Origin of the sequence: Rhodococcus sp. UFZ-B548, assembly GCF_903819475.1 — a bacterium.
Lineage (GTDB): Bacteria > Actinomycetota > Actinomycetes > Mycobacteriales > Mycobacteriaceae > Rhodococcus_F > Rhodococcus_F erythropolis.
Window position 1 is genome coordinate 20,429 of record NZ_CAIJDS010000047.1, and the last position, 25,211, is coordinate 45,639.

Annotated in this window: 25 protein-coding genes; 3 read left to right on the forward strand and 22 right to left on the reverse strand. The window is 62.3% G+C overall.

The annotated features are described in order from the left end of the window. Positions 1-17: 17 nt before the first annotated feature. Entirely contained in the window at positions 18-800 is a 783-nt protein-coding gene (locus H7C86_RS28750; protein ID WP_019748662.1) for a dioxygenase, read from the reverse strand. A 175-nt stretch (positions 801-975) separates the two neighbouring features. Here H7C86_RS28750 and H7C86_RS28755 point away from each other — a divergent pair, with 175 nt between their 5' ends. Next, on the forward strand, positions 976-1,485 hold the full coding sequence (locus H7C86_RS28755) for a MarR family winged helix-turn-helix transcriptional regulator (RefSeq protein ID WP_020969752.1): 510 nt from the start codon (positions 976-978) through the stop codon (positions 1,483-1,485). Between the two features lie 29 nt (positions 1,486-1,514). Here H7C86_RS28755 and H7C86_RS28760 read toward each other — a convergent pair whose 3' ends face one another. After that, positions 1,515-3,053 (reverse strand): FAD-binding protein, encoded by a 1,539-nt coding sequence (locus H7C86_RS28760; RefSeq protein WP_070386811.1) that lies wholly within the window; start codon positions 3,051-3,053, stop codon positions 1,515-1,517. A gap of 266 nt (positions 3,054-3,319) precedes the next feature. Between H7C86_RS28760 and H7C86_RS28765 the strand changes: the two genes are divergently transcribed. Further along, positions 3,320-3,910: a TetR/AcrR family transcriptional regulator gene (locus H7C86_RS28765; protein ID WP_003943994.1), complete on the forward strand. Its 591-nt coding sequence runs from the start codon at positions 3,320-3,322 to the stop codon at positions 3,908-3,910. On the opposite strand, the gene H7C86_RS28770 is transcribed toward H7C86_RS28765, so the two are convergent. The 20 genes from H7C86_RS28770 to H7C86_RS28865 all read right to left on the reverse strand — a co-directional run bounded on the left by H7C86_RS28770 (position 3,907) and on the right by H7C86_RS28865 (position 23,478). After that, positions 3,907-4,374, reverse strand: a complete 468-nt coding sequence (locus H7C86_RS28770; protein ID WP_029255477.1) for a hypothetical protein — start codon at positions 4,372-4,374, stop codon at positions 3,907-3,909. The two genes, H7C86_RS28765 and H7C86_RS28770, sit on opposite strands and share 4 nt — an antisense overlap. Beyond that, positions 4,371-4,907 carry a hypothetical protein gene (locus H7C86_RS28775; protein WP_020907934.1) on the reverse strand — a complete coding sequence of 179 codons (537 nt, stop codon included), beginning with the start codon at positions 4,905-4,907 and terminating at the stop codon, positions 4,371-4,373. The genes H7C86_RS28770 and H7C86_RS28775 overlap by 4 nt, the downstream gene beginning before the upstream one ends. Further along, on the reverse strand, positions 4,874-6,193 hold the full coding sequence (locus tag H7C86_RS28780; RefSeq protein WP_182262713.1) for an MCE family protein: 1,320 nt from the start codon (positions 6,191-6,193) through the stop codon (positions 4,874-4,876). The genes H7C86_RS28775 and H7C86_RS28780 overlap by 34 nt, the downstream gene beginning before the upstream one ends. Continuing rightward, positions 6,190-7,371, reverse strand: a complete 1,182-nt coding sequence (locus H7C86_RS28785; RefSeq protein ID WP_182262714.1) for an MCE family protein — start codon at positions 7,369-7,371, stop codon at positions 6,190-6,192. Before H7C86_RS28785 ends, H7C86_RS28780 begins: the two co-directional genes overlap by 4 nt. Continuing rightward, positions 7,368-8,630: an MCE family protein gene (locus H7C86_RS28790; RefSeq protein ID WP_182262721.1), complete on the reverse strand. Its 1,263-nt coding sequence runs from the start codon at positions 8,628-8,630 to the stop codon at positions 7,368-7,370. Before H7C86_RS28790 ends, H7C86_RS28785 begins: the two co-directional genes overlap by 4 nt. Further along, the gene (locus H7C86_RS28795) at positions 8,630-9,652 is read right to left on the reverse strand and encodes an MCE family protein (RefSeq protein WP_030536766.1); all 1,023 of its coding nucleotides are present in this window, start codon (positions 9,650-9,652) and stop codon (positions 8,630-8,632) included. Before H7C86_RS28795 ends, H7C86_RS28790 begins: the two co-directional genes overlap by 1 nt. Beyond that, complete coding sequence (locus H7C86_RS28800) at positions 9,649-10,671, reverse strand: MCE family protein (RefSeq protein ID WP_020907939.1); 1,023 nt, start codon at positions 10,669-10,671, stop codon at positions 9,649-9,651. The genes H7C86_RS28795 and H7C86_RS28800 overlap by 4 nt, the downstream gene beginning before the upstream one ends. After that, positions 10,668-11,837, reverse strand: a complete 1,170-nt coding sequence (locus tag H7C86_RS28805) for an MCE family protein (protein ID WP_020907940.1) — start codon at positions 11,835-11,837, stop codon at positions 10,668-10,670. Before H7C86_RS28805 ends, H7C86_RS28800 begins: the two co-directional genes overlap by 4 nt. A gap of 9 nt (positions 11,838-11,846) precedes the next feature. Beyond that, positions 11,847-12,719, reverse strand: coding sequence for an ABC transporter permease (locus H7C86_RS28810; RefSeq protein ID WP_003944051.1), 873 nt, complete (start codon positions 12,717-12,719; stop codon positions 11,847-11,849). Next, positions 12,716-13,456: an ABC transporter permease gene (locus tag H7C86_RS28815; protein WP_021344419.1), complete on the reverse strand. Its 741-nt coding sequence runs from the start codon at positions 13,454-13,456 to the stop codon at positions 12,716-12,718. The genes H7C86_RS28810 and H7C86_RS28815 overlap by 4 nt, the downstream gene beginning before the upstream one ends. A gap of 34 nt (positions 13,457-13,490) precedes the next feature. Beyond that, entirely contained in the window at positions 13,491-14,744 is a 1,254-nt protein-coding gene (locus H7C86_RS28820; RefSeq protein WP_047888955.1) for a cytochrome P450, read from the reverse strand. Between the two features lie 53 nt (positions 14,745-14,797). After that, on the reverse strand, positions 14,798-16,435 hold the full coding sequence (locus tag H7C86_RS28825) for an acyl-CoA synthetase (protein WP_182262715.1): 1,638 nt from the start codon (positions 16,433-16,435) through the stop codon (positions 14,798-14,800). Between the two features lie 26 nt (positions 16,436-16,461). After that, positions 16,462-17,709: a hypothetical protein gene (locus H7C86_RS28830; RefSeq protein ID WP_041815997.1), complete on the reverse strand. Its 1,248-nt coding sequence runs from the start codon at positions 17,707-17,709 to the stop codon at positions 16,462-16,464. A gap of 5 nt (positions 17,710-17,714) precedes the next feature. After that, positions 17,715-18,266, reverse strand: a complete 552-nt coding sequence (locus H7C86_RS28835; protein WP_020907944.1) for a hypothetical protein — start codon at positions 18,264-18,266, stop codon at positions 17,715-17,717. A gap of 58 nt (positions 18,267-18,324) precedes the next feature. Continuing rightward, a complete protein-coding gene (locus H7C86_RS28840; RefSeq protein ID WP_020907945.1) occupies positions 18,325-18,516 on the reverse strand; it encodes a ferredoxin in 192 nt (63 codons plus the stop codon). 2 nt (positions 18,517-18,518) lie between these two features. Then, a complete protein-coding gene (locus H7C86_RS28845) occupies positions 18,519-19,913 on the reverse strand; it encodes a cytochrome P450 (protein WP_019748680.1) in 1,395 nt (464 codons plus the stop codon). Continuing rightward, positions 19,910-20,716, reverse strand: a complete 807-nt coding sequence (locus H7C86_RS28850) for an SDR family oxidoreductase (protein ID WP_182262716.1) — start codon at positions 20,714-20,716, stop codon at positions 19,910-19,912. Before H7C86_RS28850 ends, H7C86_RS28845 begins: the two co-directional genes overlap by 4 nt. Then, positions 20,716-21,921: a cytochrome P450 gene (locus tag H7C86_RS28855; RefSeq protein ID WP_182262717.1), complete on the reverse strand. Its 1,206-nt coding sequence runs from the start codon at positions 21,919-21,921 to the stop codon at positions 20,716-20,718. Before H7C86_RS28855 ends, H7C86_RS28850 begins: the two co-directional genes overlap by 1 nt. Beyond that, a complete protein-coding gene (locus H7C86_RS28860) occupies positions 21,918-22,484 on the reverse strand; it encodes a TetR/AcrR family transcriptional regulator (protein WP_024487471.1) in 567 nt (188 codons plus the stop codon). Before H7C86_RS28860 ends, H7C86_RS28855 begins: the two co-directional genes overlap by 4 nt. A 136-nt stretch (positions 22,485-22,620) precedes the next feature. Further along, positions 22,621-23,478 carry a mycofactocin-coupled SDR family oxidoreductase gene (locus H7C86_RS28865; protein WP_019748684.1) on the reverse strand — a complete coding sequence of 286 codons (858 nt, stop codon included), beginning with the start codon at positions 23,476-23,478 and terminating at the stop codon, positions 22,621-22,623. 243 nt (positions 23,479-23,721) lie between these two features. Between H7C86_RS28865 and H7C86_RS28870 the strand changes: the two genes are divergently transcribed. Then, complete coding sequence (locus H7C86_RS28870) at positions 23,722-25,188, forward strand: aldehyde dehydrogenase (protein ID WP_182262718.1); 1,467 nt, start codon at positions 23,722-23,724, stop codon at positions 25,186-25,188. Positions 25,189-25,211 lie beyond the last annotated feature (23 nt).

Consider the following 25,211-nt stretch of genomic DNA (forward strand, 5'->3'; position numbering starts at 1 on the left):
CTGAGCAACCTGATTCTCTAGGCGACCTGAATCGAGCGCTTCGCAAGTCCCATCCAGAATCCGTCGATCACCTGGGTGGGCACCTGCTCCGGATCGGACGACGCACCGAGCGTGACGAACAAAGGGGCGAAGTGCTCGATGGTCGGATGCGCGTACGGCATCCCGGGAGCTTGGGCGCGGAAGTCGATCAACGAATCGACGTCTCCGGCAGCGAACCTCTCCCCTGCCCACGCGTCGAATTCCGCCGACCATCCCGGGGCCTGCGCCTCCGGTGACGGATCGCGCAGGAACGGCAGCCCGTGCGTGGTGAATCCGGATCCCACGATCAGCACACCTTGCTCACGGAGTGGCCGTAGGCGTTCTCCGAGATGGAGCAAACGCTCGGGATCGAGGGTTGGCAGCGAAATTTGCAGTACCGGGATGTCTGCGTCCGGGTACATCACCGTGAGCGGCACGTAGGCACCGTGATCCAGTCCTCGATTCGGCTGCTGAACCACTCGTTCGTTGTCCGGCATCAACGCGGCGACCTGAGCGGCGAGTTCCGGAGCGCCGGGAGAGTTGTACTTCGCGCGGTAGAACCTCTCGGGAAAACCACCGAAGTCGTAGATGAGCGGGGTGCCCGTGGTCGTCGAACCGATCGTCAGCGGTGCTGATTCCCAGTGCGCCGAGACGACGAGGATTGCCGTCGGCCGCGGAAGATCGCCGGCCCACGCCCCCAATTGGTCGACCCACAACGCGCTGTCCACCAGCGGCGGAGCACCGTGGCTGAGATACAGCGCAGGCATGGTTGTGGTGGACATATGGGCTCCTCGGGATAGACATTCGTCGTTAAGTTGAAGGTTCAACTTAATATAGGACTCAACACTTGCGTCCCGCAACTATTCCCCGCAATATTCTTCTGGACATGCGTCTGAGACGCTGTACACCAGCACGCTCCGTGCACGAAGAATGCTCGACCCGAAGGAGAAGTCACCGATGAGTGAACCGACCGCGCAGCCCGACGCGCAGTCTCAGACGAAGTGGCTCACAGCCGAGCAGCAGGAAGCCTGGCTGACACTGATCGCTCTCGTGACACGGTTGCCTGCCGCACTCGACACTCAACTGCAACGCGATTCGGCACTCACCCACTTCGAATATTTCGTGCTCGCCGCACTCTCGGACGCCCCCGACCACAAGCTCCAGTTGTCGGTACTGGCCCAGCGCGCGAACGCTTCCCTGTCCCGCCTCTCGCACGTCGTCACGAAGATGGAGAAAGCCGGCTGGGTGAAACGGGAAGTCATTCGCGGCAGCCGCGGCTCCAACGCAGTACTCACCGACGAAGGAATGACAAAGGTCGTCGCGGCCGCGCCGCCACACGTCGCCTCGGTTCAAGGTCTCCTCTTCGAGGGCCTCGATGATCGCCAGGTCGCCCAGCTTTCGTCCTTGGGGACTGCAATGCTCAGCCAACTGGACAAGGGAATCGCCGCCGGACTCGGCAAGGCCTGACCCCTTTCCCGACACCAGCGGTCTGATCCTTACGACGGCGGCTTCGTGAGGTCGAGTGCAGCCAGGTGACTGAACAGCATGCTCGCTCCGATCGGGTTTCCACCGCCGGGATACGTAGTCCCGCTGGCCGCTGCCATCGTGTTGCCCGCCGCGTACAATCCGGCAATCGCCGTACCGTCGGCTTTGAGCACCCGCCCGGTTGCGTCGGTACGTAGACCACCTTTGGTCCCGAGGTCGGAGATACCGAAAGCGGCAGCGTGAAACGGTCCTTGGTCGATCGGTACGAGCGGTGAAGCCCCCTCCGAAAAGGCACGGTCGTACGCAGTGTCTCCTCGGCCGAAGTCCGTGTCGACGCCGGTCGCCGCAGACTCGTTGAATCGCTTCACGGTCTGCACCAGTTCCGCTGCGGGAACATCGATCTGGGCGGCGAGGTCTTCGAGCGTCTGGGCACTCTTCCACAACCCAGCATCCACATACTGCTGCGTCTGCGCCATGGGCACGTTGGGCGCCTTCACCGGCGGCACTGCACCTTCCCTGTTGTCGTAGATCATCCAATACGGTGTGGTTACTTTTCGTGCCCGCATGTGTTCTATGACGGAGCGACCCAAGCGGTCGTACGGCGCAGACTCGTTGACGAATCGACGACCGTTGTCGTCCACGAAGATTCCGCCGGTGAACCACAGCGCAAACGCGGAGCGGCCATCCGGATGGGTGAGCCCCGGCGACCACCAGGCCTCCCCCATGAGGTCGGTATCGGCGCCCACGGCGATAGCCGCCTGATGCGCCTTGCCGAGATTGCCGGGACAACCCATCGTGTCGAGCGCAGAGCCGGGAACACCGAATTCGGCACGCAGGGTCTCGTTCTGTTCGAATCCGCCCGCGGCCAGAATCACTCCTCTGCGGGCTCGGATGGTTCGACGCCGACCACCTTGTTCGACGACCGCGCCGACGACCGATCCGTCCTCGACGACCAATTCTTCGAGAGTGGTGTTCAGGTGCATGGCGGCGTTGGCGAATGTCGAAAGTGCCAGCAAGAATCGACCGATCAACGACTGCCCGCCGACGAGGTACGCCGGCAACTCTTCTCCCAACCGCTCCGTCGCGAGCGGCGATCGAAGTGAATCACGAAGCACACCAAGCTTCTTAGCGTTCATCGGTTTGGGAACGATGTGTCGACCGCTCGCGCGAGCCTTGGGTTTTTCCCCGAAGTAGTCGGGCCACGGCAGTATCTGGAACTCGAAATTCGAGTCCTCTTCGAGATAGTCGATCAACCCGGCGCCGCCTCGAACGTATGCCTCCTGGACGTTGGCAGGTGTCCGATCACCCACCACCGAACGGTAGTACTCCAGCGCATCTTCGATGGTGTCGTCGTCCCCACCCCGGCGAAGAACGGCGTTGCACGGGAACCACATTCCGCCGCCGCCCGAGTACGCCGTTGTTCCGCCGTACTTGTCGGTCGCTTCGATCACAATGACGTCGAGGCCTTCGCGTGCTGCCGTGTACGCGCCGGCGAGTCCGCCGCCCGATCCCACAGCGAGTACGTCGCATGTCTCGTCCCACTTCGTCATAATCAGCCTCTCCGATCCTGGGCACATTTCCGAACGTGTTCTAGAAATCGTTCTAACACATGGACTTAGCGATCGCGGGGGATCGAAATTCTGTCCCACCGAGCGGGAGCGAGACATGACGCCGAGCGGGAGCGAGACATGACGCCGAGCGGGAGCGAGACATGACACCGAGCGGGAGCGAGACATGACACCGAGCGGGGAGCGAGAATGAGCGGCGATAGCGCACACTTTGCTCGCATGGGTCTGATCCCGTAGTGTCTGGACACATGTCTGGTAAGACCAAGTTCGAGTCCACTCGTCGACGGCTCACACAGCAGCAAGCCGAAACCGTCGATCGATTGACCGCGGCAGCGATCACGGTCCTGCGCGACAAAGGGTTTGCCGATCTGACTGTGCGAATGGTGGCAGCGGAAGCCGGTGTCGCCGCAGCCACGGCGTACACCTATTTTTCGTCCAAGAGTCACCTTGTGGCAGAACTGTTCTGGCGCCGACTCGACGCGGTACCGCACGAGCCCTCCCCCGAGGCGGAACGAGAAGCGCAGGTCTGCTCGGTCCTTCGAAGCGTCGCACTCCTCGTTTCCGACGAACCGGAGCTGGCCGCGGCCGTGACCACGGCGATGATGGGCAATGATCCCGACGTCGAACACCTTCGGGGACGTATCGGCAAGAACATCCGCGAGCGGCTCATCGAGGCGCTGGGGCCGTCATACGATCCCGACGTACTCGAAGCACTCGAAATCTCCTGGTCCGGAGCGCTTGTCCGAGCCGGCATGGGTTACGAGTCCTATTCGCAGATCGCAGACCGGCTCGAAGTCACTGCCAGGCTGATCATGGCGGGCCGCGACAACCTTCACTAGACGGGGGTCATGGCACTCACCAGCCATGTGCCGTCGACTCGATCGAGTGTCACCTCGACTCGGCTCGACGTCGACGCTGGTGCCGGCCGCGCGATACTCGTCGTGATCTGATCGACGAACAGGAGCAATTCTGCTCGGTCTGCAGCAGCGGAGAGCACTCCGACGTCGACTACTCGCGCCTTCGTGCTGATTCCTTGCTCCTTCGACTGGGGTGCAACGGTTTTCGATCCGAATTCGGCGAAGCGGTCCTGAAATGTTCCACTTGCGCCCTCGGCAGCATGTGCAAGATCCTCGTCCACCGTGTCGCTGTTGTAGGTCAAGAGATTCTCGACGAGCATCGGCGCCACACCGATCACCTCGACACGTGCGGTTTCAGCGGCTGCCGAACGGTGGTGACTCCAGAGCAGAGTCCCGCCGGCTCCCACCAAGATCAGCGCTGCAAACGCCAAGACCACGCGCTTCACGGGACGAACTCCACACTCGACATCAGTACCCGACCGTCGACCTCTTCGACACCGACGCGAAGACGGTAGGTTCGCGCCGAAGACTCTCCCGCCGAATTGCCGACCTGAGCCGATGCCGCGATCAGTACCACCCCCGAGGTTCCGGATTCCGATGCCAGGGCGGCGGTGTCGACATGACCGTCGGAATCGACGGCGAAATCACGGATCGATGCGACGAACGCAGATTCACCGGACTTCAGTTCGTCTGCAAAAGTTCCCGTAGTCAGCGACTTCAGCTCCGCGAGATCCTCGTCGAGCGTGGCAGAGTGAACGTCGATCAGAGCAAGGGTTCCTGCGACAGCACCGTCGACGAACCCTTGACGCTGGGACTCTCGCACGCGGTCCGATCGAACTGCCAGACAACCGAAGACGACAACGACGCTCAGAGCCGCGAGTGCAATCCAGACCAGGGCAGTGAGTACACCGCGCTTCCCTCGGACCGGATCCAGCACCTCACCTCTCAGCGATTCGTCGGCGTCAGCAACTGTTGCCACGGCTCCCCCTCCCCCGGACCGGAGTCAGCCGGAGCCAACTCCGTGTGTTGATAGTCGACTCCGTCAGGCCCGGTGTACAACTCGCCGGGCGCATTGGTCCCCGACGGCACGTACGCTTCGGGGCTCCGGCAGATCTCCGGGCTCGGTGCTCGTTTGCCCGGTACCTCCATGCAGGGAATGTTCCGAGATCCACGAACGGCGAAGACCGAGTTCTGTGGCACTTTGCAGTACAGATCAGCCGGGGTGTCCGGCACACTCGTCTGGGTCGGGTCCCGTCGCTGATCGGCAGGAAGGTAACCGGTCGAGCACGCCGCAGGGTCCTGCGCTTGGAGATGGAAGTTGACGTTCGCGGCGCCGTCCACCTGCCCGCGTTGTACGACGGTTTCCTGTGCCGCGACCAGTGGCGGCAAGATGACGAGCACCTGTTCCAACCCGGCGTTGTACGTCAAAGCCACCTGAGCGGTGCTGGTGAAATTGGCAAGCAGCACAGGCAAAGTGGGTTTGAGGCCTTGAAACAGCAGGTCGGCTTCAGTCGCGAAGCCCGGTCCGGTCTCGAGGATATTGCGCACGGAGCCGTCGGCGACCTCCAACTGTCCACTGAGCTGAGCGACACTGGACGCCCACTGGCGAATCTGATCGCCCGTCACCACCTGTGTCTGCAGGAGCGGATCCAACTGCTGTACGAGCGTCGTAGCCGGCGTTGTGGCAGCGGACATCTGATCGACGAACGAAGTGGTCGAATCCAGCAGACGAGCCAGATCCTCTCCCCTGCCTCCGAAAGCTGCCGCGGACTCGTCGATCACCGATCGCAACTTGTCCTGCGGTACGGATGCGAGCATCGCCTGCGCCTGATCGAGGACCGGTCCGATCTCGGTCGGGATCGTGACAGCGTCGGGGCCGATCACGTCTCCGTCGGCCAGAAAGGGTCCGTCCGCGGTGCTCGGCTGCATGTCGACGTATTGCTCACCGATTGCCGACACGCTTCGCACCGCTACTGTGAGTCCGCTGGAGGGAACGGGAACCGCACTCTCCAAAGATAATTCGGCGCGTACCACTCCCGGAGAGAGACGCACCGACCTGACCTGACCGACGGTGTCGCCGCGATAGGTCACGTTCGCGTTCCGATACAGGCCGCCGGCGTCGGGCAGTTCGACTGTCACCGAATAGCGCCCGATGCCGAGCATGGTCGGAACTCTCAGGTACGAGATAGCCGCTGCGCTCATGCCTATCACCGCCAGGATCGCGAAGATCGTCAATTGCCTTCGCACCAACTTCGTGAGAATCATCGTCCACCGTCCTGGGCGGTCCGCCCTGTGCTACTTGGGTCGGTCCGCCCTGTACCACTTGGGGCGGCCCGCCCGGTGTCACTTGGGGCGGCCCGCCCGGTACCCAGAGGCGCGGTCAAAGGATCGACCAGTATTCCGTTCTCCACCGGAGTTTGCGGCGCCCCGAACGGAGTACCGAAGCCGAGGCCCGACTGGAGGCGATTACTCGTGAGGTCGATCAGCGCCCACAAATTGGTGTAATCGCCGCGCATTCCGTCGTCGATGGTCGTCTGAGGGAAGGGGAAGGTACTCAGATTGCCCAAATTGTTGATCAGGTCCGGTCCTGTTTCGACCACCTTCTGCAGCGTCGATTCCAAGGCGCTCAAATTGGCTTTCAAATCGTCGCGGGTCCGGTCGACCAGATCGGTCCCGACGTCCCCGAACCTGCCGACCGCATCGAGGGCGGTGGTCAGGTCGACGCGTTGGGCGCTCAGTTCCGCCAAGGCCGGATCAAGGGTCTCCAACGCCTCACCGAGAACGTCTCGCTGAGCCGTGATCTCGCCGGCGAACACGTCGAGATTCTCCATGGTCGTGACTATCGCCTCGCGTTGACGGTCGAGTGTCTCGGTCACGCTGTCCATCTGGCTCAGCAGGTCGCGCGCCGCATCGGTCCGCCCGCCGAGAGCGGTGTTCAGTTCCGTGGTGATGCTGTGAATCTGGGCCAGCCCACCGCCGTTGAGCACCAAGGACAGTGCCGTCAACGCTTCCTCGGTGGTGGGATAGACACTGGCCGATGCAAGGGGAATCACGGATCCCTCCGACAACCGCCCTTCCGGCGCCACCTCGGTGGGCGGCGCGAGCGCGACGTGTTTGGATCCGAGCAGACTGGTTTGGCCGATCTTGGCAGTCGCGTTGGCGGGCAGCGACACCGAACCGTCGAGCGCAACCGTCACCCGGGCGTGCCAGTTGTCGGTCTCGATCGCACTGATACTTCCGACTGTCACGTCGTTGACCATGACCGGAGAGTTGGGACTGATCGACGTGACGTCCGGCATCTCGATCACGACCGAGAAACTTCCCTCACCGCGGCCGGCCGCGCCCGGCAGCGACACCGAATTCAGCCCGCTCCATTGACAACCCGTCAGAACGAGCACGGCGCTCGCCGCCACACACACTGTTCCCCACCGGCGGCCAGTCATCGTGATCCTGTCGACGGCATGAGCAAGCCGGTCAGATCAGACGCCACCGGTACCGTCGGAAAACTCAAGGCGCCAGTCGGTTCCAGATCAGGCTCGCTGTACACCAGTTGGTCCGGAAGAGCGCCGAGCGCCCGGGTCGGGTTGATGCTCAGGTCCGGGTAGTTCGCCTTGATCGTGTTGAGCAACGGGCCGAGGTATTCGATGCACAAATCCGCGCCCTTCTTCGAGGTGTCGTTGGCCAGGCCGGCGATTCCGCCGCAGATCAAGTCGATCGGGTTGCCGACGTTCTGGAATGCGGGCACACCCACCATCGCTCCTTGGGCCGGCCGGTAGACGTTGTAGTAGTTCGACAACGCTGTCGGAGCCAGATGCAGTACCTTCTCGAGACCTGCGCGCTTGTCGACCAATACCTGGGACACGTCGGCCAACTTCGCGATCTGCTCCGTCAAGCCGGTTCGGTTCTGTTCGACAAACCGCTGTACGTCGACGACGGCGGCGTCCAGATCGGCGAGAGCCGGAGCCAATTGCGTCCGGCTCTCGGCGAGCACACTCGAGACATTTGCCAGTCGTCCTTGGAACTGAACGATCTGTTCGTCGCTTGCGGCGAGTGCGGTCGTGAAGGTCTGCAGGCCGCGGATGGTGCCGAACAGATCGACTCCGCCTTCGTCGAGTGTGCTCATAGCCTCCGAGAGTTCGGTCACCGAGCGCCCCAGCGCTTCCCCGTTGCCGGCCAGTGCGGATCCGGCACCGTCGAGGAAGTTGGCGGCGGGACCGCGATCGTCCCCGTCGGGACCCAAAGCATCGGCAGCCCGGCCCAGCTGTTCCTTGATCTGGTCCCACTCGACCGGGACGGCTGTTCGGTCGAGCCCGATCTCCGCACCGTCATTCAGTGCGTCGGCGCCGTCCGTCACCGCCGGCGTCAACTGCACGAAGCGGGCCGAGACCAGCGACTGGGCAACGATCACCGCTTTCGCGTCCTCGGCGACGGGAACCTCGCGCGCCAATTTCAGTTCGACGCGCATTCGATCTCCCTGTGGGGCGATCTCGGTGACGCGGCCGACGTCGACTCCCACGACACGAACGTCGTCACCGACATACAGGCCGGTCGTCGAGGTGAAGTAGGCGGTCACGTTGTAGTAGCGCAGATGTTGCACCACAAGGTATCCCGACAAGACGACGATCGCCGCGCCGACGACGCTTCCACCGACGACGGCGATTCGACGCCAGTTCACCGGTTTGCGAACTCGTAAGGCACCCATCATCGAACCTCCGGAATCGGTAGCGGCGCAGGGGGTAGCCCGAACATCGCGTTGATCAACGGTTGGGTGTATTGCGCCGGTACCAGGTTCTGGACGTAGGCGTAATAGAAGGGACCGCTGGCCACGGTGTCGCCGAGCGTGCCCACGTACGTACCGAGACCGTCGATTCCCTGAGAAAGGTTGTCCTTGTTGTTCTGCAGAATGCCGACAACCGTGTCGAGTTTGCCGAGGACCGGTTGCAATTGCGCCTCGTTGTCGTGGACGAGTCCGCTCAGCTGGGTCGACAACGCCGAGATGTTCGTGATCACTTCCCCCAGCGCCGCCTGTCGCCGATCCAGTTCTCCCAACAAGGCGTTGCCGTCGACGAGTAGCGCGTTGACCTGTGGTCCACGCTCGGCCAGCGTCCCGGCGACGTCGTTTGCATCGGACAGCAAGGTGCGCAACATGTCGTCGCGTCTATTGACGCTGTCGGAGATCCGTGCGACACCGTCCAGCGCCGGCCTCAGGTTCGGCGCACTGTCGGACATCACCTGCCCCACTGCGTCGAGCGATTCGGAGAGCTGGTCGAGATCGATGTCCTCGACCGTCGTGGTGAGGTCACCGAGCACGTCGGGCAGCGAGTACGCCGATCTTGTTCGCTCGACCGGGATCTCGCCGCCGACCGCGATCCTTCCCGGACCGTCCAGATCGAGCGATACCGCTCGCTTGCCGAGCAACGACATCGTGGTGACGGCTGCCGACGTGCTCTCTCCCAAACCGATCGAGCCTTCCAGTGTGAAATCCACGCGGGCGAGTCCGTGCTCGACCTCGATCCGGTCCACCGTTCCGATCTTCACTCCGGCGGCGTTGACTTCGTCTCCCGGCGCGAGACCGCTGGCGTCGGCGAACACCGCGCTGTACCCGACACCCGATTTCAGGAACTGCAGATTCTGATACTGGAGCGATGCCAATACGACGGCGGCCGTGACGACCAATCCCACGACCCCCACGCGTACGGCCTGGCTCTGTGCCATCTCTCTCATCGTGGTGCGCACCTTCCGGTCGTCTGATCCACCAGGTCGACAGTGAGCGGCGTACCGTCGGCACCGTCGACCTTCAGTGCGATTCCGCACAGATAGAAGTTGAAGAACGACCCGTACGAGCCGACTCGGATCAGCTGCTTGTAGTTCGAGGGCATGGACGCGAGAATCCGATCGAGCTCACTCTGTTGCTCGATCAGCGGATTCAGGCTTGCGTCCAGCTTCGACAGGTTTCCCGCGATGTCCGGGCGAACTCCGGCGAGGAGATCGGCGAAGGTGCCTGATGCGGTGTTCACACTCTCGACGGCAGTCCCGATCATCTCCCTGTCCGCTGCGAGCCCGCTGACCAGCTGTTGTAGGTGATCGAGAGTGTCACTGAACTGACCACCGCGGCTGCGCAATTCACTGAGCACACCGTCGAGGTTGCCGATCACTCGACCGATCAGTTGGTCGCGGTCTGCGAGAGTGTTCGTGATCGATCCGGTGTGCGCCAGCACCGATGCCACAGTTCCGGACTGGCCTTGAAACACCTCGAGCAAGGACATCGACAACGCGTTGACCTGCTCCGGGTCCAGGGCTTGAAACAGCGGCTTGAAACCACCGAGTAGCGCATCGAGGTCGAGTGCCGGTGCGGTGCGATCGACGGGAATGCTCTCGCCCTGTGGCTGCGGTTCCGCGATCCCCGGATCGTCGAGCAGTTCGAGGTATCGATTACCCACCAGATCCTGATATCGAACAGCGGCTCTGGTCGATACAGTCACGGTGTCACCCGTATCCACACTGAAACTCACGTGGGCACGGTGATTCCCACCGAATTCGACGGAGCCGACAGAACCGACCGGCACACCCGCAATGCGCACCTTGTCGCCGGCTCTGAGCCCGGAGGCGTTGACGAACTCCGCCGAGTACGACCTCGCGTCGCCACCTCGCATCTGGCCGAACACGAGGATCAGCCCGGCGTTGACGAGGATCATCACCAGAACAAAAATTCCGAACTTGACGGTGTACCCACGAACTTTCATCGGATCTCCGTCCCGAACAGGTAGCTCATCAGATCCGGGACCGTGTTCATCGGTTGCCCACCATTCGGCTGACGCTCGGGCGCAAACGGATTCACCCCGGTATCGGTCACCAGGTACGGAGCATTGACGTTCGGGTCGCGCAGTGGAAGACCCATACACTGCGGGCCACCTGTTGCCGCGACCTTCGGAAGGTCGTCGGGATATCGGTACGGTTCGGTTCCGGCGATCAGACCGATCGACATCTTGATTCCTGGTTGTCCGTTGTAGGCGCCGTCGCCGATCTTCTTGCTCTCCTGCAGTCCGTGGAACATGCAGGGAATCACCGGGGAGTATTCCTCGAGCAGTGCGGTGGTCGGCCGCAGTAACGACAGAACGGTGTCGATACCGTCGGCGTTGGCTCCCAGTACATCTTCTCCGGTGCGGGCGACCCCGATCACGTTGAGCAAGAGGAGATCAAGATTCTGCTGCTCGTCGAGAACAGTGGTTCCCGTCGTCGTGAGCGAGTCGAGGGTGTCCATCAAGTCGAGAACAGCGTCGCGGTAGGTCTGTGTGACGGCTGGTAAATCCGTCAACACATGATCGAGAGCCTCACGTGCAGTGTTGAATTCGAGCAAGGAGGAATCTGCTTGTTCGAGTGCGACCCCGAGCCGTTCGCCGCGTCCTTGCAGAGCAGTCGAGAGGGCACCCAATGTCGAATCGAGTTTGCCCGGGTCCACCGTCCGGAGCACGGTGGTGAGTTTCTCGAACACCGTGTTCAGCTCGACGGTCACCCGGGATGCGTCGATCGTCGCTCCGGCGGCAAGTCGCGCACTACTCGGCTGCTCCGGCGAGGACAGGCTGACGAACTTCGCGCCGAAGGCCGTGTTCGACGTGATCGCCACATCCACGTTTGACGGAATAGATTCGAGCGCTTCGGGATCGATCGACAACGACAGTTGTGCGGTGGCGTCGTCAGTCGGCGTGATGGACTCCACCGAGCCCACGGTCACCCCGGCCATCTTCACCCGTGCGCCCGGATCCATCACGAGCCCCGCGCGCTCCGCGATCACCGTGATCGGGACGCGAGCGACAAACACCTGGTTGAAAGACGCGACCGACAAAGCGATGACCCCGACGATCGCCGCAGCCAAGCCCAGAGCAGCCAACTTGTAGCCGTATCTGTGCACGCAGTCCCCCTAACCGGACAGATTGAAGTTGCCGGAACCGCCGTAGAGCGCGAGTGAGACGAGCAGGGTCACCGCCACGACGCAGATCAGCGAGAGCCGAACCCCGCGGCCCACTGCAGTTCCCACGCCCGACGGTCCCCCGGACGCGTTGTATCCGTAGTACGTGTGGATCAGCATCACCAGTAGTGCCATCACGAGCACTTGAACGAAGGACCATGCGACGTCGACCGGATCGAGGAACGTCGTGAAATAGTGGTCGTAAAGACCGGAGGACTGACCGAACAGCACGACCGTGGTGAATCGTCCGGCCAGAAATGATCCTACGAGCGCCAGTGAGTACAGCGGCAAGATCGCGATCATCCCTGCGGTGACGCGGGTGCTGACGACGTACGGGACCGAACTGATCGCCATCGATTCGAGGGCGTCGATTTCCTCACTGATGCGCATGGCACCGATCTGCGCGGTCGAACCTGCTCCGATCGTGGCCGACAGGCCGATTCCCGCGATGACCGGCGCAGCGATACGAACGTTGATGAAGGCGGAGAAGAATCCGGTGAGCGCTTCGACTCCGATATTTCCCAGTGAGCTGAAGCCTTGGATCGCAATGGTGCCGCCCGAGGCTAGAGTCAGAAATCCTACGACCGCAACCGTGCCGCCGATCACTGCCAAAGCTCCGGTGCCCATGCTGATCTCGGCTACCAGCCTCAACACTTCTTTCGGGTGTTTGCGAATTGCCCACGGGATGTGAGCGATGGCGCGCGCGAAGAAGACAGCTTGTCGCCCGACGTCGTCGATCGAGCGTGACGTTCGAGCCACCCGCGCCCGCGTGCGTCCGAACTTGCCGATTTGTGCCAGCGAATCCGACAGCGTCACCTCGATCACCCCGCCGTCAATCGGATGCCGACCGCGGTGACGATGGTGTTGACGACGAACAACGCCATGAACGCGTACACCACCGTTTCGTTGACGGCCTCCCCCACGCCTTTCGGCCCACCCCGTACCGACAGTCCGCGATAGCAGGCCACCAATCCCGCCAGCATCCCGAACAGTGCAGCTTTGACCATCGACAACGCCACCTCGGGCAGGCCGGTCAGCAACGTGATTCCCTCGACGAAGGCGCCAGGGTTCACGCCCTGGAGAAACACCGAGAAGGCGTAACCGCCGGCGATGCCGATGACGCAGACGAGTCCGTTGAGCAGCAAAGCCACCACGGTCGACGCGACCACCCGCGGAATCACCAACCGATTGATCGGATCGATCCCGAGCACCTCCATGGCGTCGATCTCTTCACGAATCGTTCTCGATCCCAGATCGGCGGCGATGGCTGTCGCGCCCGCACCTGCCACGATCAGCACCGTCACCACCGGACCGACCTGAGTCACGGCACCGAGCGCGGCCCCGGCGCCGCTGAGGTCGGCGGCACCGATCTCGCGGAGAAGGATGTTGAGGGTGAAACTCACCAGGACCGTGAACGGCACGGCTACCAACACTGTCGGCACGATCGACACCCGGGCGATCATCCAACTCTGCTCGAGAAACTCCTGCACCTGAAAGCGGGTGCGGAACAAGCCCACTGCGACATCGGCGCCCATCCGGTAGAACTGGCCGAGTTCGCGCATCGGGCCCGCAAGTGCAACTCTTCCGCTGTACACGTCAATGCCCCGAAGGACATGACGTGGAGTTGCCGTAGTCGACCTTGAATTCCTTGATCCCGTTGAGCCAACCGGACGAGAGCCTGCTCGGATCGCCGAGCTTGCTGATGTCGGGCATGTGATCGGCGATCTTGCCGAAGATCAGATCGACCTCCATTCTGGCCAGGTTGGCGCCGACGCAGTAGTGCGGTCCGGTTCCTCCGAACGCGAGGTGCGGGTTCGGGTCTCGGGTGATGTCGAAGACGTCGGGGTTCTCGAAGACGGTTTCGTCGAAGTTCGCCGAGCCGTAGAGCAGTACGACACGCTGCCCCTTCGCAATCGCCGTGCCGGCAATCTGTGTGTCCACCACTGCTGTTCGTTGCATCGACGTCAGTGGCGAAGCCCAGCGGATGATCTCGTCCGCGGCGGTGCGCGGACGCTCACGCTTGTACAGTTCCCACTGATCCGGATGCTCGAGAAATGCCATCATGCCGAGTGTCGTTGCGTTGCGCGTCGTTTCGTTGCCTGCGACAGCCAACATGATGACGAAGAAACCGAACTGTTCCGGGGTGAGTTTCTGTCCGTCGATGTCGGCATGCACCAAGCGCGAGATGATGTCGTCGAGCGGTTCCTCCCGTCTCGCCTCGGCCAGTTGATAGGCGTAGCCCAGGATCTGCGCCGACGCCATCCGAGACTCGCCGGCGAGCGACTCGTCGTCGTATCCCGTCATCTGATTCGACCATTCGTACAGCTGACGGCGCCCGTCCTGCGGTACACCGATCAGATCCGAGATCGCCTGCATCGGTAACTCGCTGGCGACCTGGCTGACAAAATCACCGCTACCTTCCGCCACGGCAGCCGACGCTATGTCTTCTGCCCGCGCTTCCAGCCCGGCCCGCATCGCTTCCACCGACCGCGGAGTGAACAAGCGCGCCACCAACTTGCGCAGCTGTGTGTGCTCAGGGGCGTCCTTGTTGATGAGGACGTGTTTTGTCGCCTCCAACTCCTCCGCCGAGATGTTGTCTTCATGCCGCGGAATGCAGCCGTTGACGTTGCTCGAGAACTCCTCGCTGCGCAACGAGACGTCGCGGACGTCTGCGTGGCGGGAGACAACCCAACAACCACCGTCGTGAAATCCGCCGGTACCCGGTTCCTGGGCGTTCCACCAGACCGGAGCGCATCGTCGTAGTTCGGCGAACTCGGCAAGCGGGACGCGCTCGCCGTACAGATGCGGGTCGGTCACGTCGAACCCGTCGGGAAGGTCGATCTCAGGCATTGCAGATGCTCCTTTACGGATGGGTGCCGGGTGCCGGGTGTTGCGTGTGAGCGCTATTCGATCCGGTGGACCGGGTCGCTGTTCTGTGAGAACTCCTTGGCCCAGCGGTAGTCCGGCTTGCCGCTCGGCGCTCGAACGACCTCGTCGGCGATCCAGAAGGAACGCGGAATCTTGTAGCCGGCAAGCTGAGTGCGGGTGTGTTTTTCGATGGAATCGAAATCCGGTTCCACACCATCGCGGACGCGGAGCACCGCCGCCACCCGATTGCCCCACCGCTCGTCGGCAATGCCGATCACTGTTGCGTCGTAGATGTCGGGATGGGCCTTCACCACGGCTTCGACCTCTTCCACGAAGACTTTCTCACCGCCGGTGTTGACCACCATGTTTCCCCGGCCGAGGAGAGTGACCGAGCCGTCGTCCTCGATCCGCGCTCGGTCTCCGGTCACCACTGCCCGCGCGCCGTTCACCTCTCGGAATATCTCCGCCGACTTCACCGGATCGTTGTAGTAGCCCAGTGGGACGTTGCCGAGTTTCGCCAACCATCCTTCGGCCCCCGAACCCGGCTCCAACACACGGTTGTCGTCGTCGACGACGACCGTGAATCTGTTGGCGCCCACTTTGGGTCCGCCACGCTGCTCGAGCCCTTTGGTTGCGAATCCGATTCCGCCGAAGCCTGTTTCGGACGATCCAACCGAATCGGAGATCATCAGATTCGGAAAGACGTCGAAGAACGCGTCTTTGACCGATCCGGAGAAGAGCGCAGCGCCGGAGGCGAGCACGGCCAGGCTCGACGCATCCGGTTGCAATTCGTGATGGGCTTCGACCAGTGGACGGCCCATGGCGTCGCCGGTGATGACCATGACCTGCGGGCGATATTCGGCGACGACTTTCCAGACCTGTGCCGCATCGAACTTCGGTTCGAAGATGACAGTGTTTCCGGAGAACAGAGCGTTGAACGTCGGCATCAGTGCCGAGGTGTGGATCAGCGGTGGAAGCATGCACCACCGCATCGGTTCGGCTGCCGCGGCGCCACCGCGCGACTGCTGGTACTCGTCGGCGATCGGCTCACCCGAATAGAAGTCGTAACCGCCGGCCAACACGCGCCAGATGTCTTCCTGCCGCCAGACGACGCCTTTCGGTCGTCCGGTTGTTCCGCCGGTGTAGAGAACGTAGACGTCATCGCCGGAACGCTCGGGAAAAGCATGTTCACCTACGCGCAGCGGGGATTGGTTGCCGAGCGCATCCTCGTACGCCACTGCCCCCGGAATCGACGGTTCGTTCCCGAGAGCGAGTTCGTCCGCCGCCTCGATCACGTACTTGACCCGCGGCGCGGACACCAACGCCTCGGCGACCCGCTCAGCGAAACCACGATGGAAAACCAACGCCGTGAGATCCGCATTCTCGTACAGGTAAACCAATTCGTCGCTCGTGTAGCGGTAGTTCACCGTGACGGGAACGCCGCGGATCTTGAAGGCCGCGAGGACAGCAACCATCGCCTCGATCGAGTTGTGCAGTTGAATACCGATGTGCGAACCGACACCCAACCCGACGGACTGGAAGTAATGCGCCAATCGGTTGGCCCGCTCGTCGAGCTCACGGTATGTCACCTCCTCGCCGGAAACGATCAGCGAGAGGCGATCGGGCATCACATCGACGGAATGCTCGAACAGGTCTGCAAACGTGTACGCCATAGGTTGAGTCCTTCGGGTTCGGCCGGTCAGACGACGAAGAGAGGCAAAGGGATTCCGCGATCTTCGAATACGAATGCCGCGCCGGTACTGACCTTCGTAATGGCGACTTCGACGCATTCCGGAGCGGGAGCTTCGGTGATGTCGACGGCCAGAAGGAGCCCCGCGGCATCTTCGGCCACCACTCTCACGGTGAAGTGCGGATTCACGCCGCGGACCAAAGCCTGGAGGGGATCGAGGTGCTCGCTGCCGAGCAAGGTCGGCCAACCGCCGTCGCGGTCGACAAGAGCGTCTCGCGAGATCCACAGCTCCAGAGCACCGCCGTCCGGTCGGATCTCACTCTCCACATACTGCTTCGGATTCAGCAAGGGATGCACGGACAGGACCAATGCCAACGATTCCAGAGTCGAAGGAAGCCCGAGCGCATCTCGAATACGCTGTGCCGCAACTCCCGCGATTCCGGTCAATTGCTTTCGCGTGATCTCGCGCGCCTTGTCTTCGTCGGCACGGCGGCGAACCGCTGCCAGAAAGCCCAACGCCAACAGATGATGCTGCACGCAGATCTCCTCTGCGATACGAACCAAGGCCGATCGCGAGAAGTCGGAAAATCTCAGGTCGGACAACAACGGACCCGAGTAGTCCGCCCTACCGTCCCCACCGTGATCGATCGGGCTCAGCTCGACCGTCACCGCGGCGGTGCGTCCGATCTGCTCGGTGTGCGCGGTCATCACGGGAGGCGTGTGCGACGGGTCGATGGAAACGGTCCAGGCGCAGTGCGGATGTCGGTCCGCGGGCCTGCGCGGTGGTCGGTGAATCGGCCGGATCTGGGCGTGCGGGTTGGTCGCGATGGCCGTCGCATCGAAAGTCGGATCCTCGATGTCGTGACACATCGAGGTCACGAACTCATCGCCCAACGGCTCGACGTCCATGAGTGCTCCGCAATGATCGAGCCAGAATTCACCGTGCAGCGGATCGTCGACCCGGTATCGAAAGTCCATGAACTGTGGCGGAGCGCCGATGTCGAGTTGTAACCCTTTGAAGATCGTCACGACGTCGTCGCCCTCGTATCCGAGAGCCTTCTGCATGCGGCGGGTGTACCAGGGGCTGGCCGATTCCCACTCCTCGACGGCCACCTGCGCCATACCCTCGCGTCCGAATTCGACGATCAGATGCGCCATGCCCGAGCGATCGATCAGCTGCCCGCACAGGAGCAACTCGGGCACCAACACGGCAAGGTCGCGCTGCGAGAGTGTCTCGAAGGAATCGCGCACCGTCATCGGACTCACCACAGCGGGACCGGCGCGGTGCCCACCGGATACCAGCCCGGTAGCGGGTCGCCCGAGATCGATCGCTGGATCCGGCCCTGCATCCCCTTCGAGAGAGCGTTGTTGCCGATCATCTCCATGAACAGTGCCGACACGTTCCCGAAGTCGAAGAAGTCACGCTGCCAGGACCATTGGAAGTCCCCGCCGTAGCGGAACCAACTACCGCCGATACCGTAGACGGAGTAGTTGCTCCCGTCCTCACGCTTGGCATCGGAAATCTGCTTCCACAAGCCGATCACGTTTCCGCTACGTTCGTCGATCACAAAGTCTTGATACGGGTACTCCCAGCCTTCGAGGCCCTTCATCTCGAGGCCGAGTGCGACTTCGCGAATCTCCTCGCGCCCCACCGCCATGAAATCCTGCTTGGGACCGTAGTTCCACCCGTACGTGGCGTCCTCGGTGTACATGTCCGCCAACGGTTTCCAATCACCGGCGGCTTCGGCCTTCTTGTTCGCCTCGATCCAGCGTTGGACCATCTCGTCGAGCTCTGCGCGGTCGAAACCGGTCATCTGAACTTCCTCCCTCGAGTACTTGAATTCGCTGCAATCAATCGACAATCCGCTGTAATCAGTCGACAATTCTCAGGGCGCCGGTCGGGCAGTACCTGACCGCCATCTCAGCTTCACCGCGGAGCGACTCGGGCGGGTCCGAGTCCAGAAGACTGACCTTCCCCCGCTTCGGGACGACAAAGATCTCCGGTGCCTCGAGCTCACACGCCGCATGGCCTTGGCACAGGTCGAGGTCGACTTCGACGTGCATGATCACCCCTCACGCCCGGGACGTGTTCTGCGCCGGTACCTCACCGCGCACGGCTGCTGCAACTGCACGACCATCTTGCTGTGGTCGTTTCGGTAGGACTCCGACGGCTGCGCCATCTCGAACTCGAAGTCCCGCAGCAGGATCGAGAAGATCGCTTTGAGCTGCATCTGGGCGAATGCAGCACCGACGCAGCGATGCCGGCCGGCTCCGAACGGAATCCACGTCCAGCGGTTGACGATGTCCTCTTGATTCGGGTCGATGTACCTCCCGGGATCGAAGGTGTCCGGTCGGGGGAAGTCCTCGGCGATTCGATTGGAGATCGCGGGCGTCGCAGCGACAAGATGGCCCTCTCGGATCTCGAAGCCGCCCACTTCGAAATCTCCACGTGCCACCCGCAACAGGATGATCAACGGCGGATGCAGTCGAAGGGTTTCCTTGACCACAGCCTCGAGAACCGGAATCTGGCGCAGGGCATGAAAACTGATGTCGGCGCCGTCGGAGTACAGATTGTCGAGTTCGTCGACGACGTCCGTCATTGTGTCGGGATGCCGCAGCATCTCGATCAGCGACCACGCTGCCGTGCCGGAAGTCGTGTGGTGGCCGGCGAACATCATCGAGATGAAGATGCCGGTGATCTCGTCGGCACTGAACCGGAGGTCGCCGTTCTCGTCCTTGACCGAGACCAACACGTCCAACATGTCGCGGTCCTCCTTGCCCTGCGGAGGATTCGCGATGCGCCCGTTCATGATGTCCTGTACCAGTGCGACCAACGCCAACCGGGCCTCGTCGCGGCGGCGGAAACTCTCGATCGGCGCGTACGGATCCACGAAAGCCAATGCATCCGTTCCCTGTTCGAGCTCGTGATACAGCTTGGCGAAACTATCGTCCAGTTCGTCGCGGAACTTCTTGCCGATCAGGCACGCCGACGAGGTGTAGATGGTCAGCTCGGCGAAGAAGTCGAGCAGATCGATCTCGCCTTCGTCTCCCCACTGCGCGACCATCGCCTCGACCTCGCGGCCGATCGTGGCGGCGTGCCCGCGCATCTGTTCGCCGCGCAGAGCCGAGTTGTGCAGCATCTCCTTACGCCGCTCCGGGCTGGCATCGAAGACGACGCCTTCACCGAATATCGGCTTCATGAAGGGGTACGCAGCTTGTTGGTCGAGATCCTCGTCGGTGGAGCGGAAGAAGAACTCGTTTGCCTCGGCTCCGGACAGCAAGATCACTGTGCGGTCGGCAAGTTGAAAGGCGCCGACGTCACCACATTCCTCACGCACCCGGCGCATGAGCGCTATCGGGTCGGTTCGCAGTTCCTCGAGGTGCCCGTGCGGGAGATCCCCGCCGGACACCCGCGGCGGCTCGGGCAGTGTTCGCGACGTCTCCTGCACTCCGTGCGTCATGTCGTCTCCTGTGAGTTCGCAGTGGGAAGTTTGTCCAGTGGTGCCTCGGGCTGAACTTCGACGAGCACGATGTGTGCTCCTCGCGGCGCCGACACAACGGCGACGATGGCATTGGCGATGTCCGAGGCGCGCAGAAAGTAACCATGGCGGGCGAACCCCCACTTACTCCACGATTCCCCGACCGGTCCGATGATCTCCGGCGTCGTGTCCATCCCCATGCCGGTCAGTGTCGGCCCGGGTCGCACGATCGACGCGCGAATGCCTGTTCCTTCGAGCTCCATTCGCATCTGGCGCCCCATTGCTTCGAGCCCGGCCTTGGCCGCGTCGTAAGCACCCATGAGTGGACGCTGGCGCTCGGCACAATCCGAGCCGATCAGTACGAAGTCACCGCGCTGTCGTTGCCTCATGCCGGGGAGTACGCGATGCGCCAATCGCTGCGCACCAACGAGGTGGACTTGGATCTGCCGTGAAAACGCCTCTGGATCCATCTCGTCCGCAGCCCCGAATTCGAGGTCACCGGCACCGGAGACGACCATTTCGGTGGGACCGTGGACTGCCTCTGCGGCCGAGACGAATCCGTTGACCGAATCACCGTCCGTGACGTCGAGGAAGTGGGCGAACGCTTCACCACCATTGCTGCGGATCTTCTCGGCGATGGCTTCGCATTCGGTGACTCGACGCGCACCGAGCGCAACCGGATGGCCGAGTTCGGCCAGGGCATACGCAGTAGCGGTGCCGATTCCCGACGATGCACCACTGATCAGTGCCGGCCGGCGAACTGGATTGGGTTCGAAACGAGGCATCAGCGCACCTGCACTTTCACCGGCAGGGCCGCAAAGCCCCGGACGTTTGTCGAATGAACACGCTCGATTCCGGACTCGTCGACTTCGTAGTCGCTGACCCGACGCCCGAACTCTGCGAGGGCGATCTTGGCTTCGAGCTTGGCAAGGTGGGCACCGAGACAGAAGTGCACGCCACCACCGAAACTCGCGAGTTTTCCCGACGAACTCCGGCCGATCTGGAAGCTGTCGGCATCCTCGAAGACGTCGGCGTCTCGGTTGGCCGATCCGATCAGGAGCAGGACCTTCTCCCCCGCCGGAATGGTGCGTCCGTGATATTCGAGGTCGACAACCGAAGTCCGAGCCACGATCTGGCTCGACGTGTCGTAGCGAAGAGTCTCTTCCACCCATTCCGAGGCTCGTTCGGGATCGTCGAGAACCGGTGTGATCTGCTCCCTGTGGTGCGAACCCCAGTACAGAGCGTTTCCGAGAAGCTTGGTCGTGGTCTCGTTTCCGGCCACGACCATCAGAAACATGAATCCGAGGATCTCCTGGTCCGAGAGTTTGTCTCCGTCGATCTCGGCATCGAGCAAGGCCGAGGTCAGATCGTCCGTCCGCGATCGGCGACGCTGCGCGATCATCTCCTTGTAGTAGCCCATCAAACTGATCGAAGCCTCCACCGCAGGTTGCGGCACGTCGAGAACACCCGCCTCTCGATGCACCACCAGATCCGCCTTGCGCCGCAGTTCGGCCCTGTCGGGTTCGGGAACCCCCATGAGTTCGGAGATGACGTCCATCGGCAGCTTTCCCGCCACCTCCGTAATCCAGTCGAACTCCCCCGCGCCCAACGCAGGTGCCAGATGTTGCTTCGTGAGTTCGAGGATCCGGCCGTCGAGCTCCGCAACCCGTCGCGGCGTGAATCCGCGAGAAACCAACTGGCGCAACCGCATATGGCGGGGATCGTCCATCGCGAGAAACGACATCACATAATGCGCGTGTGGACCGTAGGCTGCTGGGTCGAGCGATACCCCGTTGGCGCTCGAGAGACGCTTGTTGTCCTTGAATCCGTCGACCACGTCCGCATATCGCGACAACGCCCAAAAGCCAACGTCCGGATTGTGATACAACGGTGATTCTTCGCGCAGACGCTTGTACGTCGGATACGGATCGTCGTGAAAGTGGTAGTCGTACGGATTGAAGACCACCGGATCGATCAAAGCTTCTGTCATGATTTCTCCAGGATCAGTAGAGCTGAGGCCTCGAGGCGTCCAGCGATTTGCGCGTAGGTTCCGTAGCCGATCCCTGCTCGCAGAAGCGCCCCGGCATAAAGCATTTCGAGCGCTTCCAACACTTCGGGTTCGCCATTCGGATCCAACGCCGAAGCGAGTCGTTGATGGATCTCGAGTCCGATCCGCCCGCGAAGATGTTCCACTTCAGGATCGGATCCGAGCAGTGCATTGGTCACGGCGGCCGATACCTCCGGTTCGTCCGCGAGAAGCAGCGCGATGTTTCGAAGTACAGACAGCACGTGCGCGGTGCGATCCAACCCTGAGCCATCAGGCGCCGACGAGTTCTGAAGTCTTCGCCAGAAAACCTCTGCGACCAGATGCTCCTTGGACGCGAAATACGTGTAGGCGGTCGCAGTTCCGACACCCGCTTCGGCCGCAACCGAACGGACAGTCAGTCCGGAAAACTCTTGTTTGCGTAGAACTTTCACTGTTGCTTCGGCAAGCCTGGCCACAGTTTCCGCCTGTTTGCCCGTGAGGCGCCTGCGAGTGGATTCATAGACAATCGATCCCCCGCCACTTGAATCGCCCCGTTTGCTGGACACGTGTCTGGACGTTACTACAGCGCCCTGTCCAGGGCAACGAAATGGGGAAACTTCGAAAATTCACCACTCACAGGCAGCCACGAAGCGAAAAGTTCTACTACAGACCGATCTTCATCCCGGCACCAGCGTCCACGCGCAGTTGCTGGCCGGTGACGAATCGCGACTCGTCCGAGGACAGGTACACGACCGCATGCGAGATGTCCGCGGGCTCGACCCACGGGGTCGGCATCGCCTGCATGAACGGGAACGTCACTGCCGCATCCTCGGCGGTCGGATTCTCGAGGTCGGGACGGAACGTCCGGTACATCGGCATGCTCTGCAACATGTCGGTGTTCACGTTGGTCGGATGAATCGCGTTGACGCGAATGGAACTCGGCCCGAGAGTCAGTGCCAACGAACTGGTATATGCCTGAATCAGCTTCTTGGCCAGTCCGTATCCGTCGCCACCCGGACCCTGGAGCGCCTGCTGCCCGTTGAATCCGGTCTGTGGCACCAGGCCGGCAACAGAGCCGATCGCGATGATCGAACCCCCTTCGCCGAGGTATTCCATCGACGCGTGCACTGTATTGACGACACCGAGAAAGTTCACATCGAACGCGTCGACGAAACCGGCAGTCGACACGTGCTTGCCGAGCGGACAGATACCGGCGTTCGCCACGACGACATGCAATCCGCCCAACTGACCTACCGCCTCGGCAAGTGCCGTTTCGAGTCCGGCGCGATCGCGGACGTCGACACGGGCCGTCACCACCTGCTGTCCGGTCTCTTTCACCAGTCGAGCCGTTTCCTCGAGATCGGCAGGACTGGCGAGCGGGTATTCGTTGCTGGCGATGTCTGCGCACAGATCGAAGGCGATGATGTGCGCGCCCTCCCGTGCGAGATGAACGGCATGACTGCGCCCCTGACCTCGAGCAGCACCGGTCACCAGCACCACTTTTCCGTCAACTCTGTTCATTTCGACCTCTCTCCCGTGAATGTGAAGGCGTGTACGTGAAGGCATGCATGTGAAAGCGTGGATGTGAAGGCGTGGTTGTGAATGTGCGGTGAACCGTAGCCGCGCCGCCCCGGACACGAGGCGCTTTTCACCGAAGCAGATCCCGAGACGCTCTCGAAATCTCTTATGCCCCAGAAACCATTGCCTCAACCACGAGTGTGAACTAGAGTCCAGACACATGTCCAGAAAGAGAGGGTTCGCGTTATGACGCTTCGACCCGCAGACAGTTCTGCACTTCTCGTCGACGGAAAGCTGGTTCCCGGATCGGGTGGAACCTTCGAAGTTTTCAACCCGGCCACCGAGGAACTGATCGGCCGTGCGGCCGAAGGCACCACCGCGGACATGGATGCGGCCATTGCCGCTGCGCGCCGTGCGTTCGACGAGACCGAATGGGCACGCGACCACGGGTTTCGCGCTCGCTGCCTGCGCCAACTGTGCGACGCACTCCAGTCCCACATCGAGGAGTTGCGTGAGATCACCGTCGCCGAGGTGGGCGCACCCGTCATGCTGACGAGCGGTCCGCAACTCGAAGGCCCGATCGAAGATCTTCGCTACTGGGCTGACCTGATCGAAACCTATTCGTGGGAACAAGATCTCGGGCACGCGTCACCCATGGGGATTCCGACCCATCGCCGCCTGCTCAAGGAAGCGGTCGGCGTCGTCGGCGCAATCACACCGTGGAACTTCCCGCACCAGATCAATTTCGCCAAACTCGGCCCCGCCCTCGCGGCCGGCAACACCATCGTTCTGAAACCCGCGCCGGACACGCCCTGGTGCGCCGCGCTGGTCGCCAAGGTGATTGCAGAAGAAACCGAGATCCCGGCGGGCGTCGTCAACGTGGTGACGTCGACAGATCACTCTCTCGGCGCGCAGCTGTGCAGCGATCCGCGCGTCGATCTCGTGTCCTTCACCGGTTCCACCGCCACCGGACGCACGGTGATGGCCACGGCCGCGCAAACCCTCAAGAAGGTCTTCCTCGAACTCGGGGGCAAGTCCGCATTCATCGTCCTCGACGACGCGGACATCAAGGGTGCATGCTCGGTTGCCGCGTTCTCCGTGTGCGTTCATGCCGGTCAGGGATGCGCACTCAGTACCAGACTTCTCGTGCCGCGCGCTCGGTACGAAGATGCTCTGGCCGCGGCCTCCGCCGCGATGGCGGGTATCCGAGCCGGTGACCCCAGCGCGCGCGGAACGGTGTGTGGTCCGGTCATCTCCGCGCGCCAGCGCGCCAGGGTGGAGAGTTACCTCGCCCTCGCGGTCGAAGAGGGCGGCACGATCGTGACGGGTGGAGGCCGACCCGACGATCACCAGAGCGGCTTCTTCGTCGAACCCACTCTCATTGCCGGGCTGGACAACTCGTCTCGCGTAGCGCAGGAGGAGATTTTCGGGCCCGTTCTCGTGATCATTCCGTACGACAACGACGACGACGCTATCCGAATTGCCAACGATTCCCCCTACGGCCTGTCCGGGTCGGTGTGGGGCACCGATCCCGATCGCGTCGCGCACGTCGTTGCCGGTGTCAGAACCGGAACGCTGAGCGTCAACGGCGGCGTCTGGTATTCGGCCGACGCACCGTTCGGCGGCTACAAACAATCCGGGATCGGCCGCGAAATGGGCCTCGCCGGTTTCGAGGAATACCTCGAAACCAAGCTCGTCGCTTCACCTTCCTGACATTCCACACCCTCACCCCACAC